The organism is Nonlabens sp., assembly GCF_965657255.1.
GTDB lineage: Bacteria > Bacteroidota > Bacteroidia > Flavobacteriales > Flavobacteriaceae > Nonlabens.
This window is the reverse complement of the sequence record NZ_CBFHNM010000004.1, coordinates 99,606-115,054: the sequence shown is the minus strand read 5'-3', so window position 1 is coordinate 115,054 and position 15,449 is coordinate 99,606. Positions and strand designations below refer to the sequence as shown.

General features: G+C 33.5%; 16 protein-coding genes and 1 tRNA gene. 6 read left to right on the top strand and 11 right to left on the bottom strand.

All coding sequences use genetic code 11. The features are described 5' to 3' along the window. Nucleotides 1–13: 13 nt before the first annotated feature. Entirely contained in the window at nt 14–2,608 is a 2,595-nt protein-coding gene (locus ACTF54_RS06550; protein WP_438968999.1) for a DUF5916 domain-containing protein, read from the bottom strand. A 108-nt stretch (nt 2,609–2,716) separates the two neighbouring features. On the opposite strand from ACTF54_RS06550, the gene msrA reads away from it, so the two are divergent. Further along, nucleotides 2,717–3,244, top strand: a complete 528-nt coding sequence (gene msrA, locus ACTF54_RS06545; protein WP_347195857.1) for a peptide-methionine (S)-S-oxide reductase MsrA — start codon at nt 2,717–2,719, stop codon at nt 3,242–3,244. 28 nt (nt 3,245–3,272) lie between these two features. Here the strand turns inward: msrA and ACTF54_RS06540 are convergent, their stop codons facing one another. The 3 genes from ACTF54_RS06540 to ACTF54_RS06530 form a co-directional block, all read right to left on the bottom strand. Next, a complete protein-coding gene (locus tag ACTF54_RS06540; protein ID WP_438968998.1) occupies nt 3,273–3,581 on the bottom strand; it encodes a hypothetical protein in 309 nt (102 codons plus the stop codon). A gap of 48 nt (nt 3,582–3,629) precedes the next feature. Then, on the bottom strand, nt 3,630–4,229 hold the full coding sequence (folE, locus tag ACTF54_RS06535) for a GTP cyclohydrolase I FolE (RefSeq protein ID WP_347195859.1): 600 nt from the start codon (nt 4,227–4,229) through the stop codon (nt 3,630–3,632). A gap of 68 nt (nt 4,230–4,297) precedes the next feature. Continuing rightward, entirely contained in the window at nt 4,298–5,185 is an 888-nt protein-coding gene (locus ACTF54_RS06530; protein ID WP_347195860.1) for a phosphatase PAP2 family protein, read from the bottom strand. A gap of 133 nt (nt 5,186–5,318) precedes the next feature. Here ACTF54_RS06530 and ACTF54_RS06525 point away from each other — a divergent pair. From ACTF54_RS06525 to ACTF54_RS06515, 3 genes are all read left to right on the top strand, one after another. After that, nucleotides 5,319–5,392 (top strand) — tRNA-Arg (locus tag ACTF54_RS06525). Between the two features lie 230 nt (nt 5,393–5,622). After that, nucleotides 5,623–5,886 carry a T9SS type A sorting domain-containing protein gene (locus ACTF54_RS06520; RefSeq protein ID WP_438969062.1) on the top strand — a complete coding sequence of 88 codons (264 nt, stop codon included), beginning with the start codon at nt 5,623–5,625 and terminating at the stop codon, nt 5,884–5,886. Between the two features lie 62 nt (nt 5,887–5,948). After that, nucleotides 5,949–6,446, top strand: a complete 498-nt coding sequence (locus ACTF54_RS06515) for a GTP-binding protein (protein WP_438968997.1) — start codon at nt 5,949–5,951, stop codon at nt 6,444–6,446. Nucleotides 6,447–6,456: 10 nt separating this feature from the next. Here ACTF54_RS06515 and ACTF54_RS06510 read toward each other — a convergent pair whose 3' ends face one another. After that, nucleotides 6,457–7,239 carry a chorismate synthase gene (locus ACTF54_RS06510; RefSeq protein ID WP_347195863.1) on the bottom strand — a complete coding sequence of 261 codons (783 nt, stop codon included), beginning with the start codon at nt 7,237–7,239 and terminating at the stop codon, nt 6,457–6,459. A gap of 291 nt (nt 7,240–7,530) precedes the next feature. Here ACTF54_RS06510 and aroC point away from each other — a divergent pair, with 291 nt between their 5' ends. Both aroC and ACTF54_RS06500 read left to right on the top strand, forming a co-directional pair. Then, nucleotides 7,531–8,595 (top strand): chorismate synthase, encoded by a 1,065-nt coding sequence (gene aroC / locus ACTF54_RS06505; RefSeq protein ID WP_438968996.1) that lies wholly within the window; start codon nt 7,531–7,533, stop codon nt 8,593–8,595. 149 nt (nt 8,596–8,744) lie between these two features. Beyond that, nucleotides 8,745–10,073: a dicarboxylate/amino acid:cation symporter gene (locus ACTF54_RS06500; RefSeq protein ID WP_347195866.1), complete on the top strand. Its 1,329-nt coding sequence runs from the start codon at nt 8,745–8,747 to the stop codon at nt 10,071–10,073. A gap of 750 nt (nt 10,074–10,823) precedes the next feature. On the opposite strand, the gene ACTF54_RS06495 is transcribed toward ACTF54_RS06500, so the two are convergent. From ACTF54_RS06495 to ACTF54_RS06470, 6 genes are all read right to left on the bottom strand, one after another. Next, nucleotides 10,824–11,687, bottom strand: coding sequence for a sigma-70 family RNA polymerase sigma factor (locus tag ACTF54_RS06495; RefSeq protein ID WP_015363810.1), 864 nt, complete (start codon nt 11,685–11,687; stop codon nt 10,824–10,826). A gap of 365 nt (nt 11,688–12,052) precedes the next feature. Next, entirely contained in the window at nt 12,053–12,472 is a 420-nt protein-coding gene (locus ACTF54_RS06490; RefSeq protein ID WP_438968995.1) for a hypothetical protein, read from the bottom strand. After that, the gene (locus tag ACTF54_RS06485) at nt 12,469–12,849 is read right to left on the bottom strand and encodes a DoxX family protein (RefSeq protein ID WP_347195868.1); all 381 of its coding nucleotides are present in this window, start codon (nt 12,847–12,849) and stop codon (nt 12,469–12,471) included. The genes ACTF54_RS06490 and ACTF54_RS06485 overlap by 4 nt, the downstream gene beginning before the upstream one ends. Further along, nucleotides 12,834–13,217, bottom strand: coding sequence for an alkyl hydroperoxide reductase (locus ACTF54_RS06480; protein WP_347195869.1), 384 nt, complete (start codon nt 13,215–13,217; stop codon nt 12,834–12,836). The genes ACTF54_RS06485 and ACTF54_RS06480 overlap by 16 nt, the downstream gene beginning before the upstream one ends. A gap of 93 nt (nt 13,218–13,310) precedes the next feature. After that, nucleotides 13,311–14,429 (bottom strand): GNAT family N-acetyltransferase, encoded by a 1,119-nt coding sequence (locus ACTF54_RS06475; protein ID WP_347195870.1) that lies wholly within the window; start codon nt 14,427–14,429, stop codon nt 13,311–13,313. Beyond that, the gene (locus ACTF54_RS06470) at nt 14,426–15,409 is read right to left on the bottom strand and encodes a transporter (protein WP_347195871.1); all 984 of its coding nucleotides are present in this window, start codon (nt 15,407–15,409) and stop codon (nt 14,426–14,428) included. The genes ACTF54_RS06475 and ACTF54_RS06470 overlap by 4 nt, the downstream gene beginning before the upstream one ends. Between the last annotated feature and the right edge of the window lie 40 nt (nt 15,410–15,449).

Sequence of the window (15,449 nt, the reverse complement as noted above, 5' to 3'; positions counted from 1 at the left end):
AAGTAATGATTTTTTATGCTTTAAACCATCGTTTTGCATCGTTAAAGTCTAGGAAGTAAGTTACTCTTAAAGATACATTGTGACGTGATGGTTGTGTAAACAGTTCTACAAGACTGTCTTGAAAACCTATATCACCTTGATTATCAAAGTTAAAAATACTGTTGCGATACAATAAAGAAGCTTCACTTCCAGGAGCAAAACGCCATCTATAAGAGAGGTCAAGGTTCCACACGTTGAAGTTTGCGTCAGGATTAAAATCTTCAGAAAGTTCATAATCAGATTCTAAGACTGAACCGTCGTTTGCAAGTTCATTAAAATCACGACTAAAAGTTGCTCTGGACCAGAAGTTTCTAAACGATAAGCTTAATGCCTGTTTATTATTAAAATTATAGGTTCCTGAAATGGTATTTTCTACAGAATGGGTATCACGACGACTCACAATGGGCTCTACACCATCGGTAGTTACATAACTAATCCTGTTGTTATTCTTATTCCATGAAAGTCTATATATAAGTAAAAACTCATCAGAGAATCTATATCTAGGACTGAAATTGAAGTCATAGCTTTCTTCTGTGTCATCAAAACGTTTGAATCGGCCCATTCTAAAATCAACTGCAAACTTCTTACGATAGTCGGTAGATATAAAACCACCTGTGAAATAACCAGGTTCATACCTCACTACCTGACCTGTTTTTCGAGATTCAAATTGATCGAGATCTCTAGAATACAGCACAAAATCTGCTCCAAAAGCAAGACGTTCTCTGGTAAAAAAGAATGGATTTAAAGTAATATCTGTATTGGTATGCAAATCAGGATCCATTTGCCTTCTATGACGCAGTCTTAAATCAACATCAAATCTGTTAAAAATACCTGTAGGCGTGAATTGATTGTAAGATAAGTCTGCTGCTATAGTTTGCGTATTATTTCTAAAATTACGTCCTAGATCATTAGGATTCCAGTTTTTATCTCTAAAAAAATATCCTAAACGTTGTCGCCATTTTCCTTCTGTTTTTCTCCAATTTAATTCACCTGCGTAACCTGTTTCTGTACCAGTAGGAGTGAAGCGATTACTCATTTTAATTTCTGAGTTATAATTATTTGCACCATTTTTATCATTATGATCCAGAACAATAGCCGTCACATTTGCATCTGTAAAGCTACCATTTCTTATGGTACTAGCATTAGACAATGCAATAGAACTGTTTTTACTAAACTGCTGGTCTAACACAAACATGTTGTAATTTGTAAAAGGCTCGGTGACAACTGTTCTGCGCTCTCCAGAATTATTATTTTCAATCGTGGCCTCGGTTTTTTCTGTAATAGCATTTAAAAAACCAATACCTAATCTTTTTGCCGTTCTTCCCGTAACTTTAACTGCATTAAGTAGCTGCGCATTACTGGGGTTATCTATAATATCCTCATCATCAAATACGTCAATATTATTAAAGCCGCTAGGAGTTTGACCTATTCTACGAGAGAAGAAGAGATTACCCTTATTAAATAAATCTGTTCCTTCATTAAAAAAGGCTCTATTCTCACCAAAAAGTTGTTCAAACGGTCCTAAATTAAGTTCTACCTGATCAAAGGCAACCTGTCCAAAATCAGGAATCAAAGAGGCATCTAGAGTAAATGCATCGTTAATACCATATTTAAGGTCCATACCAGCGTTATATTGTGTGGTATTCACACCGTCAAATCTGTCATGAATGACAGTAGCATAAGGATACAAATTTAAGCGTAACGGCGGATTGATATTTTCTACACCAGTCATAATTGCATCGTACTGTGTTCCTATGCCTTGAGTAATATCTAAAAAGTTATAGGTATATTCCTCATTCAAAGAACGTATTCTTCTAAATATTTGAAAACTCCAGTCTTGCTTTTCTATTTCTGGAAATCTTAACGTACGATAAGGAATTTTCATCTCTACAAACCATCCTCTGTGACCGATGCTGGTTTCTGATTTAAACACAACATTGTAACTAAAATCTTCTCTACCACCTTCAGCAATGGCGTCTCCTAATGCGTTAGCACTAGTAGCAAAAAATCGTGTTTGATTTATTTGATTGTTATAAGTGTTTAAGAAGAAACCAAAAAGGTCTGCCTGTACATCTATTTGATCTCTTTGAGAAAATTGTCTTAAAATAGTATCAGGATCATTATCATATAAGTATGCTGCTACATAAAGTGCATTATCATCATAGGCTATTTTAAATTCTGTTTTGTGTGTATCTCTTTCTTTCTGACCATTAGTAGGTTCAACCATTACAAAGTTATTTCCTACTGGTATGTTATCCCAAAATTTCTCAAAAGGTTGACCATCAATTTGGGGTACTGTCGTTACTCTAGTGGCTTTGTACTTTTTTCGATTGATGACTAAAGAATCTGGTTCTGGTTGAGATTTTTTAACCAACTGTTTTGCTGTTATCGTGTCTGTTTTTTTGAGAAGAGAATCTACTTTTTTGACCGATACAGGAATAACAGGTTGTTCTGTTTTCTTAAGAATAGAGTCAGGTACTTTTTCTTTAGGTAGGGTTGGTGTTGTTTGCGCTTTCGCGAAAGCGGAACTAAAAAGAACTACTAAACAAAAAAATAGCTTGTGAATCATTTTATTTTTTAACTAATTGCAAATTTAAAGTCTACTAACAGCTAATTCATTAAAGAGTTGTTAAAGAAATCGGGATCTATTGCTGCTTTCGTAAATTGTAAATAAAAAATGAACAAAGCTATTGTTGCTGGTGGATGCTTTTGGTGTACAGAGGCAGTATTTCAAAGAGTGAAAGGTGTAGAAAGTGTCAAGTCTGGTTTTTGTGGTGGTCATATCAAAAACCCTCCATATCGAGAAGTGGTACAAGGTAGAACGGGCCACGCAGAGGCTATACAGATCACTTTTGATGATCAAATAGTTTCTTTTAATGAATTGATTCAAGTATTTATGGCGACTCATGATCCTACTACTTTAAATAGACAAGGGTACGATATTGGTACTCATTATAGAAGTGCTATATTTTTCTTAAATGAGGAACAGAAACAAATTGCAAAATCTGTTATTGATGAATTAGAGGTAAATCATATTTTTGACAGTCCTATAGTTACAGAAGTCGCGCCTGCTACTACATTTTATCCTGCAGAAAACATCCATGATAATTATTATAATAATAATAGAGAGCAAGGATACTGTCAGGTAATCATTGATCCAAAAATCAGAAAATTGATGAACGGTTTTAAAGAATTAGTAAAATAAAAAAAGCTCCTTAATAAAGGAGCTTTTTCTATAAATGATCAACGTCAATGACACTTTTATCAGATTCTTTTTTATCTGTTGATTTAAGTAAATAGGTGTAACACCACATAATCGTGAAAGAAGGTATTACATCCATTCCAGGCATTAATTCTTCAATTGTTGTTAAGACTCCTGCAGCCACTCCTGATTTTCCTGGATATAATTTAGTCATTAAATATCCGGCTATCGGTGCCCAACCCAAGTCCAATATCTCTGTAAAACCTAAAGGTACGGATGCCATACCAATTAGATCTAATACTATACCTGCTATTAACTTTGATCGTTTTGATTGAAACATATATTTTTTTAAGAATAGAATATTCAAATAACGTTCCAAAAATTCACTTTAGTGTAATTTAGTTGAAATTAAGTTCATGAATTCGGCGCGTGTTTCTACTTTTTCAAATTGACCTCTAAAACCACTGGTAGTTGTAGCGCTATTTTGCTTTTGTACACCACGCATCATCATACACATGTGAGAAGCTTCAATTACAACAGCAACTCCTTTAGGTTTTAATGTTGTATCAATACACTCTAATATATCATGAGTAAGTCGTTCTTGAACTTGTAATCTTCTGGCAAATACATCTACAATACGAGGTATTTTTGAAAGTCCAACTATGTGCCCGTTAGGAATATATGCAATGTGAGCTTTCCCAAAAAAAGGCAACATATGATGCTCACATAATGAATACAGTTCAATATCTTTAATAATAACCATATCATTATAATCCTCTGCAAACATTGCTCCCTTAAGGATTTCTGCTGGATCTAGGTCGTATCCAGATGTCAAAAACTGCATAGCTTTTGCCGCTCTTTCAGGAGTTTTTAGTAAACCTTCTCTTTGAACATCTTCTCCTAATTCTGTTATTACATCACGGTATTTACCTTTAATCTCTTCAGTTGTTTCAATATTGTATTCTTCAAAAACTCTATATGATGGCATATTTATTATTTATTTGATCCAAAGGTACTTGTTTTTTGTTTAGGAAATTACTCAAAACGTTAAACGTTTTAAAAATTAAGAGTAACACCTAATGTATTAGAAGTAGCTGTAAAGTTAAACACCATTTTCTTAGGATCTCTTCCGGTTTTACCTTTAGCATAGCGCTTATCGCCATATCCATTTCTAGTATCTAGGTAACGATCTACGGCCTCAACCGTGGCTATAGTTATTGCCATACTAAGTACCACATCTGTAAGGAAATGAGCGCCTGACCACAAACGAGATACTGGAGATATAAGACCAACGGTATAAATTCCTGCTTTAACGTATGGGTTATCAAAGTGCTTAGCTAGTGCATACGCAGTAGTAAATGCAAGAACGGTATGTCCAGAAGGGAAAGATCTGAATCCAGATTGTCCTGAAAAAGGTCTAAATTCATGCTTTCCTAATTCTGTTTCTGGTCTTGCTCGTCCTGTTATGGTTTTAAGTATCTGTTGTAATAAACCACCAGCAGTGGCACTGGAAATCATTAAAACACCTGTACGTCTCCATTCAGGATCTTTAGTAAACAATCCATATGCATATATTCCTGCGGTCACTCCATAATTGTTTTGAGGGCTTCCGAAGTACCAGCCAAAATCTTTTATAAGTTCTGGAATATCATTTGTCTGTTCTCTAAAATAATCACTAGAATCTTCATCAAAAGTGTAAAGACCACCAACTAATAAAGTGGTAGCTCCTGCGCGATAGAAGTCTCTTTTCTGCCAATTAAAAGGTCTTGAATACGTATAACCTATACCATTAAAGGCATTTATTCCATCATATTTAAGTAATTGCCAGGTACTCATCTCTTCAACATCTGTAATAGAGTATGAATCTGGTTTAAAATTTTGAGATTGAACAGTAGCAATCACTGAAAAAACTACTATTACAAAGGTGTTTTTAAAAAATTTCATTCTGCAAAATTAACTATTTCAATGAGTTAAAATGTACTAGTTAAGAATAGTTTGTTTAATTTTAAAAAAAGGCTGTGATTTATAAAATAATATTATATTTGCAACCGCTTAGGTGACATGTCATTTGAGAATAGGGCTCTTAGCTCAGCTGGATAGAGCACCTCCCTTCTAAGGAGGCGGTCAAAGGTTCGAATCCTTTAGGGCTCACATCGTTTAAAACGCTATAAACCACTTACTTATGTAGGTGGTTTTTTAGTTTATAACACTTTATAGTATTTAAATAGTTATACTTTTATCAAATACGAAATATTTTACAGCTTAAAATGTCGAAAGGAAAAATGTAATTTTATTTTGTAACTATGAATTTTAAAAATAGAGTTGAATCTTTAAAAGATTAAAACTACACGCTCTCTGTTAACTCTTTTCAAGATAATTCTATATTATCCAAATCTATAACCGATACAAACAAAATAAAGTTATATGCCAATCCAAGTAATGGTCGTTTTACACTTCAATTGATTGATCTTATTGGTACTAAAAATATTGCTGTTTACACCATTTCCGGACAAAAAATATATTCTAAATCAGTAGCAGAAAATACCATTCAAATAGATTTATCTGATCATCCAAAAGGTGTATACTTTTGTAAAGTTTTCGATGACTCTAAAAATGTACACAATGGTAAAATAATAGTTAAATGAAAATGACCGGTTTTTTATTTATCTGAGTTTTATTTTTAGTCAAAAGACAGTACATTTATGTTATGGATGTAACTAATGATATTGTTTTAAGGCCTAGGTTTAAGAGAGAGCTTTGTATAACTAGAGATGTCTTTTTTGAATTAATCCTTACTCATAAAAAAGATAAAAAATACATTATTAGTGTGGTAAATGATCATGTTTTTATACGTTTCCCTAAAAATAAGTCTCATTTTTGGTCACCAGAATTACATTTAGAATTACATGAAGTTATTGGAGAAAAAATTTCTCTAAAAGGATTATATGGGCCTAAACCTACTGTTTGGACTATGTTCATGTTTCTTCATTTTCTTGTTGCAGGTTTATTTATAGCTGCAGCAATATGGTTGTATACATCTTATACTTTAGAAGAGTCTGTTCGTCTTCCGTTGATAATTTTGATCCTAATGATTTTAGTTTGGATTATTCTGTATATAGCTGGTAGATTGGGCAGAAAGACAGGTGAAAGTCAAATGCATGAATTACAATATTTTATAGATAGCCTTTTAATTGTTTCAGGTTGATAACTATAATTTAATTAACTGTAAAACTAGTCAAACTTTGTTCGGTTAAAATACTTGCACTTTGCGGTACCGGTAATGATAATCCTAAAGAAGAGAAATCCTCTAGCATGTAATCCAGTTGATTGTCAGACTTTATTAAACCTATATCCTTTGCCCAATAATTGTCTATCACGATAATATCTTGTGAATTCAACAAGGGTACTTGTTGCGTAACGACAATATTAATTTCGGTAGTCACAGTTGCGTTTATGATTAATTGTGAATGAATCACATCTGTATAAGTGACACCTTCTACCGTCATTTGTGAAACGTTTGCTTGTTGTACTGTCTTTGCTTCATAATTAAAATTTATATCAAAGCCTTGCAATGTCTGTGATGTAGTACCATTTGTAGAATACAATGTGGTTCGTGGATTTGCATTTTGATCATATAAAGTACCTTCTGTAATAGCAACATTAAAATTATTCAATCCCAGTAAACCAAAATCGATCGTTCCATTACCTATTAATTTACCTGATTCTGCTCTTAATGTACCACCAGTTAATACTTGTGTCATAAAACCAACCGCTGTTGTTGGATTTGATGTACAAGTGTATTCGTTTCCAGTTACAGAAGAAACAGTAAGTGTTTCTGTGGACCTATCTGTGCCGGTTTTTACTTCATATTCCCAATTGTTATTAACCGTTAGAGGTAAATAATTAAAGTTGTTGTTACTTCTAGAACCTTCATCATCGCTAGAATCACATGAAACGATGGAAATTATACAAATGGCAATTAGTATTTTTTTGATCACGGTCGGTTTATTTAATTTCAAATATATTAGAATTTTCACTATTCTGAATCAATAAAATTATGAAAATGATCGAACTACAAAATTACTTGAAGGTAAATGCTTCGGTTGAATTAAATAATAGACTTCATAAAAATTATACTCAAAATATGTTGTCTATTGATTATAAAATATCTATTCAAATCAATTAAAATTGAAAAGTAGATCAAAAGGCATAAACATTGATAAAAAATTAAATATACATTTAAGAATCCCATACATAGCTAATGGAATCCATGCATTATATTTGTAATTATGGCAGGAAATACCTTTGGTAAGCAATTTACCGTTACAACATATGGAGAATCACATGGCATTGCTTTAGGCGGTGTTATTGATGGTTGCCCAGCAGGAATAGAAATAGATTTAGACTTAGTTCAATTAGATTTAGATCGCAGGAAACCAGGTCAAAGTAAAATCGTAACCCAAAGAAAAGAAAGTGATACGGTACAGTTTTATTCTGGAATTTTTGAAGGAAAAACTACTGGAACACCTATTGGTTTTCAAATTATTAATGAAAATCAAAAATCAAAGGATTACTCTCATATTAAAGAAACCTATAGACCTAGTCATGCAGACAAAGTATATGATGATAAATACGGTCATCGTGATTATCGCGGTGGTGGGCGTAGTAGTGCTAGAGAAACGGCTAGTAGAGTAGTAGCAGGCGCTATTGCAAAACAATTGCTTGATCAAATTCATATAACAGCCTATACCAGTAGCGTGGGCGATCTTATTATGGATAAACCATATCAAGAGCTTGATTTTTCAGAGATTGAAAATAATGTGGTGCGTTGTCCTGATATCGCTTTCGCGAAAGCGATGGAACAAAAAATATTAGAAACAAGAAAAGAAGGCGATACTATAGGAGGTATTATTTCTTGCGTTATTCAAGGTGTTCCTGCTGGATTGGGAGAACCAGTTTTTGATAAACTTCATGCAGAACTAGGTAAAGCGATGCTTTCCATTAACGCCGTAAAAGGTTTTGAATATGGTAGTGGTTTTGCAGGCTCTCAAATGAAAGGAAGCGATCACAACGATCTCTATAAAGAAGACGGCACTACCAAAACCAATCTTAGCGGTGGTATTCAAGGCGGTATTTCTAACGGTATGGATATTTATTTTAAAGTAGCATTTAAACCTGTTGCAACGATTATGCAAGCACAAGCAACCATAAATTCTAATGGAAATTTGGTAGAAATGCAAGGTAAAGGAAGACACGATCCTTGTGTAGTTCCAAGAGCAGTAGTTATAGTAGAAGCCATGGCAGCACTTGTTTTGGCTGATCATTTTCTGAGAGCTCGTACATCAAAGATTTAAATCAACATTTATTTATTAGGTTTTATATGCCAACTAGTTGTTTTTCAATTTAGTTTCATTTTGTTTTTATTCTCGCTTTCGCGAAAGCGGAATCACCACAAAAACTTTACTTATATTACGCCTCATAGATTAAAAGAAGACTTTTTTACATGAAAAAAATAGCATTACACTGGCAAATATTAATAGGTATGGTACTCGGAATTGCTTTTGGGTTTATCATGACTCAAGTGGATTGGGGTAAAGAATTTGTAGGAGACTGGATCGAACCTTTCGGTAAAATATTTGTTAACTTATTGAAGTTGATTGCTGTACCATTAATTCTTGCTTCATTAATCAAAGGTATTTCTGATTTAAAGGATATTGCAAAATTTCGCAATATGGGATTGCGTACCGTGTTAATTTATATAGCAACGACAGTAATCGCGATCACAATAGGTTTGGGACTGGTTAATTTATTTCAACCAGGAGAAGGAATTTCTGAAGAAACAATTGCCAACTTAAGTTCTACTTATGAAGGTAATGAAAATATCAAAGGAAAATTAGCTACTGCAGCAGCCCAAAAAGATGCTGGTCCATTGCAAGCACTTGTGGATATGGTTCCTGATAATGCTGTATCTGCTATGTCTAATAATAGTTTAATGCTACAAGTTATTTTCTTTGCCATCTTTTTAGGAATATCCATGTTATTAATAGGAGAGAAGAGAGCAAAACCTTTAAAAGACTTTTTTGATAGTCTAAATGATGTAGTTCTAAAGATGGTCGATTTGATCATGCTTACCGCACCTTTTGCCGTTTTTGCCTTGTTAGCAACTGTTGTGGTTACTTCTGACGATCCAGAAGTGCTTCTTGCTTTACTATATTATGCGTTAACTGTAGTTGCTGGTTTATTTTTAATGATTGTTGTGTATTGTTTAATTTTTACTATTTACGTTAAAAAATCACCGTTTTGGTTTCTTAATAAGATAGCACCTGCGCAGTTATTAGCTTTTTCTACTAGTTCTAGTGCTGCTACCTTACCAGTAACCATGGAACGTGTAGAAGAACACATGGGTGTTGAAAAAGAAGTGTCCAGTTTTGTATTACCTGTAGGTGCTACCATTAACATGGATGGTACAAGTTTATACCAAGCTGTTGCTGCGGTATTTGTTTGTCAAGCTTTAGGAATAGATTTAACGTTAAGTGCGCAATTAACTATAGTTTTGACTGCTTTACTAGCGTCAATAGGTAGTGCGGCTGTACCAGGTGCGGGAATGGTAATGCTTGTTATTGTTTTAGAATCTATTGATTTTCCAAGCGATTTATTACCGGTTGCATTAGCTCTAATTTTTGCAGTAGACCGACCATTAGATATGTTACGTACAACGGTTAATGTAACAGGTGATGCAACTGTTGCATCTGTTGTTGCAAAGAGTTTAGGGAAGTTTGGTCAACCAAAGGTGAACAACTGGGACGACCATCTAGATGAAGTGTCTTCCTAAGATTAACGGTACTTGTTGATGATTTTTTAAATAGGTTGTTACTAAAAAGCTATCTATTAGTCAACACAGCATTTTTATAGATATAAATCAATTATTTACTTCTAAAGGAATAACAGGTTTCAAATGAAACCTGTTATAGACTTCAGTTCCATTGAAAATTAGGTAAACTAGAAATATTTTCACTCTATTAATTATTAGATCTTGCTTAACGCAATACATTATTATTTCTCCTTAGTTTACATATCTAATCCAACCAAAAAATACTAATCATGAACGTTTGTTTTATCATGTATCTATACGATAGAAATTTTTGAAATACAGAATGATGTTGATCAGTGATTAATGCATCATAATTAGTTAAAAGCAGGAATAATTTATTTCTATTTCTGAATTATAAGCATAAACATTTTTTTACTCTAGTAATGGTACTGTCCTATTAAATTTATAGGAGTTTAAACAAAGTTTCCAGTAACGCATGCTGCACCGCAATTATAAATGCTTTTAATAGTATGTGTTTGCATTTTTTTAATCATGTTCTAAGAACTGAATGTTCAATAGACTTGATAGTAAAGATCTTTTTAACCGTAAATAATATAGATATGCCATTTGATATATCACTAATTATTTAAAAATAACCCTAAAGTAACGCTGTGTATTTAAAACATTAATTTTTTAGTGTGTGCGAAATATAACCACAAAAAAAGCACCTCTTTTAAGAGGTGCTTTTACTAATAGGATAGAATAAATATTCTATCCTAAATATGATTTAAGGATCTTACTTCTTGAGTTTTGACGTAATCTTTTGATACCTTTTTCTTTAATCTGGCGTACACGCTCACGAGTTAAATCAAAAGTTTCACCGATTTCTTCTAGACTCATAGGTTGCTGATTTCCGATACCGAAGTAAAGAGAAATCACGTCTGCTTCTTTTTGAGAAAGTGTTTCTAAAGCACGAGTAATCTCAAGAGTTAGAGATTCATGCAATAATTCTCTATCAGGATTAGGAGACTCACCACTACGTACAACGTCGTATAGGTTAGAAGTTTCTCCTTCTTTAAGAGGCGCATCCATGGATACGTGACGACCTGCATTCTTAAGAGATTGCTTTACGTCACTTACTGTCATATCCAGTTCTTTTGCAAGTTCTTCTGGAGAAGGTGGACGTTCATGCAATTGCTCAAGATGAGAAAAAGCCTTATTAATCTTGTTAATGGAACCAATCTTGTTCAATGGAAGACGCACGATACGTGACTGCTCTGCTAGTGCTTGTAAGATGGACTGGCGTATCCACCATACCGCGTAGGAGATGAATTTAAAACCACGTGTCTCATCAAATCTTTTTGCAGCCTTTACGAGTCCGGCGTTACCTTCATTTATGAGATCGGGAAGTTTAAGCCCTTGGTTTTGATACTGCTTTGCAACAGAAACCACAAAACGTAAATTTGCGGTGGTCAACTTCTCAAGAGCTCTCTGATCACCTTTCTTAATGCGCTGTGCCAGTTCCACTTCTTCCTCTGCAGTGATCAAATCAATTTTAGAGATGTCTTGTAGGTACTTATCCAGCGATTTTGATTCACGGTTTGTAACCTGTTTGGTGATTTTGAGTTGTCTCATTTAAATTATAAGGATTAAAAAATTAATGACCTAACAGCTTTTGTCAGATGTAATATACTTAGCAAAAATCATACCAAAACTAATCTTTCTGACATAGTATCAGACCAGTAATAGTACGACATTCACAACATTTTATAAGTCGGTAAAAGTATTCAACCGTTACAAATGAAGTAACGTAAAAGTTAGCATAATGTTATAAAATTGAGTAAAAAGCCTATCGTTTAAGGGAATAAAGACTCCACATAATTTTAAAAAACTTCTAAGAATAGGAATGAAACTGATCTTTTTCCCGCTTTCGCGAAAGCGGAATTATAAAATACTTCTTGAAATAAATTAATTTGTAAATAGTGAAAAACCTGTCAGTATTAAAAATAAAGCCAAACATGACAAACAAATGTCAGACAAAACATTAGGACTCTCATCCAATTGTTTTGTACTAAAAGACGCTGTACTTTTCTATCTGTTGGATTTAAATCAATTCTCTGATGAAATGGTATAAATATGAAAAAAGTAAGTAACCAATTCAAAATAATAAGGCCTAGAGCAATGATCTCTAAATAATAATAACTATCACTGTTGATTAATAAATAGGACGCTAATGCAATTTGTGCAATCATTAAAGGAGCAACAATTATAGTAATACGACCTGTATAAGTTAAGTGCCATTTTCCTAAAGAATGACTCTCATAACGTAAAAAACTAGGGTAAATAATCAATTGAACCATCCAGATAAGAACGACAAGTCCAAAATCAATGAGTAATTGAATCAATTGTAAAATGCTCATAATTTAGATATTTTCCATGCCCAATATAGGAGTAATGGATGTATAACAATTAGCCTGAAATATCCTACCCATTCTGGAATACACATCACGCCTGCGCAACTTCCTATCTGGATAAAATATACATGCGAAATGATAAATGCTACAAGCATGGCAATAGTTAGTAATCCTGAAAACTTTCTCGTAGAACGAAATAATGCTAGTAATGCAACGCCTATCTCTACTGCTCCTGCAGCGTAATTAAGAACGACTTTATTACCTAACCAGTCTGGAATGACTTCTAGATATACTTCGGGCGTAATGAAATGCATGATTCCTGCAAACGCATAAAACGCTACAAAAGAGTAGAGGAGTAGCTTTCTTTTTAACGTAGTTGCCATTTATAATCGGTATGAACTTTTTTAAGAATCAAGAAAAAAGGAATCCACCAAATAAAATCATTGGTAATCAACGTATAAATAAACTCAAAAGGAACAATGTCTTGGATATAATTGAATAAGAAACCTATGGGTCCAAAAATTTTACCTAGGAAACCAACTGCGACAATAGGCCAGTGTTTCATAGGACTGTAACTGGCCCACCAATATCCTAAACCATAAACACCTATCACCATTCCCATACCTTGCCATACCATAGGATGATTTAATGGTTCCATACCTACAAGTTCAAAGAAGTGATTGGGAAAAAGAACTACCCATGCGCCCCAAATTAAATTATAGATAGCGGCTAGTTGTAAGGTTAGTTTCATATTTTTTCTTTTAGGTCAAGCATCAAAGAGATACATTACAATATTCATTGAAATAGTAATTACTTTGCCACTTCTCAAATTTAGATGATACTACTACAAGAACTTTTTATAAGTTCTTCTTCTTTTGTGTAAAATAGGATCGTAATTTTTCCAAGATGCTTGTACTGCTAGATTATCTTCTAGTTCTGGATTGGTCTCGCATTTTGTAACACCATAATTCATAAAGTTAACAATCACATTTCTAAACATCATAGCGGTCACGCCTTTACCTTGATATTCTGGATCAATACCTATCAAATAAAAAGCAGCCTCATCATTTTTCTTTTTTGCTTTTAAAAGATGGATAAAACCAAAAGGAAAAAGCTTTCCATTTGCTTTCTGTAATGCTTTAGAAAATGAAGGCATAGTAATCGCAAAACCTATTAGTTTATTATTTTCGTCTACCACTAATTCAATGAAATCTGGGTTGATAAAAGGCAAGTACTTTTCTTTATATAAATCAATTTGATATTGTTGTATAGGAACATAAGTTACTAAGTTACTGTATGTTTTATTCAACAAGTCAAACATTGCATCTACATAAGGTAAAATTTCTTTAGTAGTACTAAACTGAAGTGTCTTCAGTTTATAACGCTCTGCTATAATATCAGCAAAGCGATTAATTTTTGCAGGGATTGGAACTGGCGGCTTGAATTTAAACTCTACCCATTCTGCTGCTTTCTCAAAGCCTAATTCTTCCAGATGTTCTTTGTAATAAGGATGATTGTACCAAGTAATCATTGTACTGAGCTCATCATAACCCTTAATTAGCATTCCTGCTTTGTCCATGTTTGAAAAACCAACTGGTCCTTCCATGAATTCCAAATCTTGTTCCTTGCCTAGTTTCTCTACCTCTGCAAGTAATGCTTTTGTAACTTCAATGTCATCAATCATATCAAGCCAGCCAAAACGCATTTTACGTTTTTTCTGCTCATTGATTTCAATATGGTTAATCAAAGCAGCCACGCGACCTACTATTTTGTTGTCTTTATAAGCTAGAAACATCCAGCATTCGGCATTTTTAAATACTTGATTTTTTTTAGGATCAAAAATCGCGACTTCATCCTTGATTATAGGGGGAACAAAGTATGAGTTGTTTTTGTAAAGCTCTAATTGAAACATTACAAAATTTCTAATATCTTCTTTTGAGGTTATTTGACGTACTTCAATCATAATTTTAGGCCACCGTTATCTTCTTCAAGATTAAGTTTGTTTTTTTTCGACTTTTTACGCTTTTTGCCAGTACCATCTAGATTTTTGGTTTGCTCAATAGGAGCATCCTTATGAAAGTCCAGTCTATAGGACATTCCTAGATTTACTTGAAAAATGGAAGGCGTATCTTTGAAATTAAAAGTTAGACTAGAATCTACCTGCCAGTCTTTGTTAACTAAATAAGTTAAACCACCACGACCAAGATCATCACTATAAAAGTCAGATTTGATGGTTTGAAACTCACCAAAAACAGCCCATTTACCGTTAATACTATGCGTCATCGTCAATAGTAATTCATAAGATGGGAAATCAGTGCTTATCCTGTCCGCAACAATATTTGTTACAAATACCCAGCGACCCCAATTATTTTGAGTTATCAATTCTATTCTAGGAGAAATAGGAGCATCATCCGGTGGCGTTAAAAGATTACCTTCTGTAAAATCTAAATTTGCACCAGCATAAACGGACACTGCTGGTATTAAATCTCTCCAATTTAAACGATTATTTGCTTTCCAGCTTTTCAAATTTACTTTCTTCTCACCAAAAAACTTTAATGGATCAAAAACTAAATATTTTGCTCCTAATGTTAGTCTTGAAAAGTTTGCAAAAGAGGATTCTGAAGATACAGATCTGTTAAAGTCCGTTTGATTGAATCGACTGAATTCACCGAAAAGTGAAAACTCGAGTCGTTCTGTAACCGCACCATATCGCAATTGAAAACTGGTACCTAGATAATCACGTCCATACCGTTGTAGAGTATGATCATCTTCTCTATAGAATAAAGAGCCTTCAATTTGGGCAACACCTTTCCCTACAGCAAATGCTCCTTGAGATCTTCCTGGATTATTAGTGTTGATTGTTTCTGTATATTGAGCTTGTAAATATTGAGATGTAACAAACACAAGAAAAAAGAAACATATATGTTTACAAGTATGATTCATAAAATTCTAATTCTAGATCAAATTTAGTATTTCTTATAGA

Bases quoted from the DNA above. Each gene is read 5' to 3' on its own strand.
- ACTF54_RS06550 (WP_438968999.1), bottom strand. From the start codon at position 2,608: ATGATTCACAAGCTATTTTTTTGTTTAGTAGTTCTTTTTAGTTCCGCT.
- msrA (WP_347195857.1), top strand. From the start codon at position 2,717: ATGAACAAAGCTATTGTTGCTGGTGGATGCTTTTGGTGTACAGAGGCA.
- ACTF54_RS06540 (WP_438968998.1), bottom strand. From the start codon at position 3,581: ATGTTTCAATCAAAACGATCAAAGTTAATAGCAGGTATAGTATTAGAT.
- folE (WP_347195859.1), bottom strand. From the start codon at position 4,229: ATGCCATCATATAGAGTTTTTGAAGAATACAATATTGAAACAACTGAA.
- ACTF54_RS06530 (WP_347195860.1), bottom strand. From the start codon at position 5,185: ATGAAATTTTTTAAAAACACCTTTGTAATAGTAGTTTTTTCAGTGATT.
- ACTF54_RS06515 (WP_438968997.1), top strand. From the start codon at position 5,949: ATGGATGTAACTAATGATATTGTTTTAAGGCCTAGGTTTAAGAGAGAG.
- aroC (WP_438968996.1), top strand. From the start codon at position 7,531: ATGGCAGGAAATACCTTTGGTAAGCAATTTACCGTTACAACATATGGA.
- ACTF54_RS06500 (WP_347195866.1), top strand. From the start codon at position 8,745: ATGAAAAAAATAGCATTACACTGGCAAATATTAATAGGTATGGTACTC.
- ACTF54_RS06495 (WP_015363810.1), bottom strand. From the start codon at position 11,687: ATGAGACAACTCAAAATCACCAAACAGGTTACAAACCGTGAATCAAAA.
- ACTF54_RS06490 (WP_438968995.1), bottom strand. From the start codon at position 12,472: ATGAGCATTTTACAATTGATTCAATTACTCATTGATTTTGGACTTGTC.
- ACTF54_RS06485 (WP_347195868.1), bottom strand. From the start codon at position 12,849: ATGGCAACTACGTTAAAAAGAAAGCTACTCCTCTACTCTTTTGTAGCG.
- ACTF54_RS06480 (WP_347195869.1), bottom strand. From the start codon at position 13,217: ATGAAACTAACCTTACAACTAGCCGCTATCTATAATTTAATTTGGGGC.
- ACTF54_RS06475 (WP_347195870.1), bottom strand. From the start codon at position 14,429: ATGATTGAAGTACGTCAAATAACCTCAAAAGAAGATATTAGAAATTTT.
- ACTF54_RS06470 (WP_347195871.1), bottom strand. From the start codon at position 15,409: ATGAATCATACTTGTAAACATATATGTTTCTTTTTTCTTGTGTTTGTT.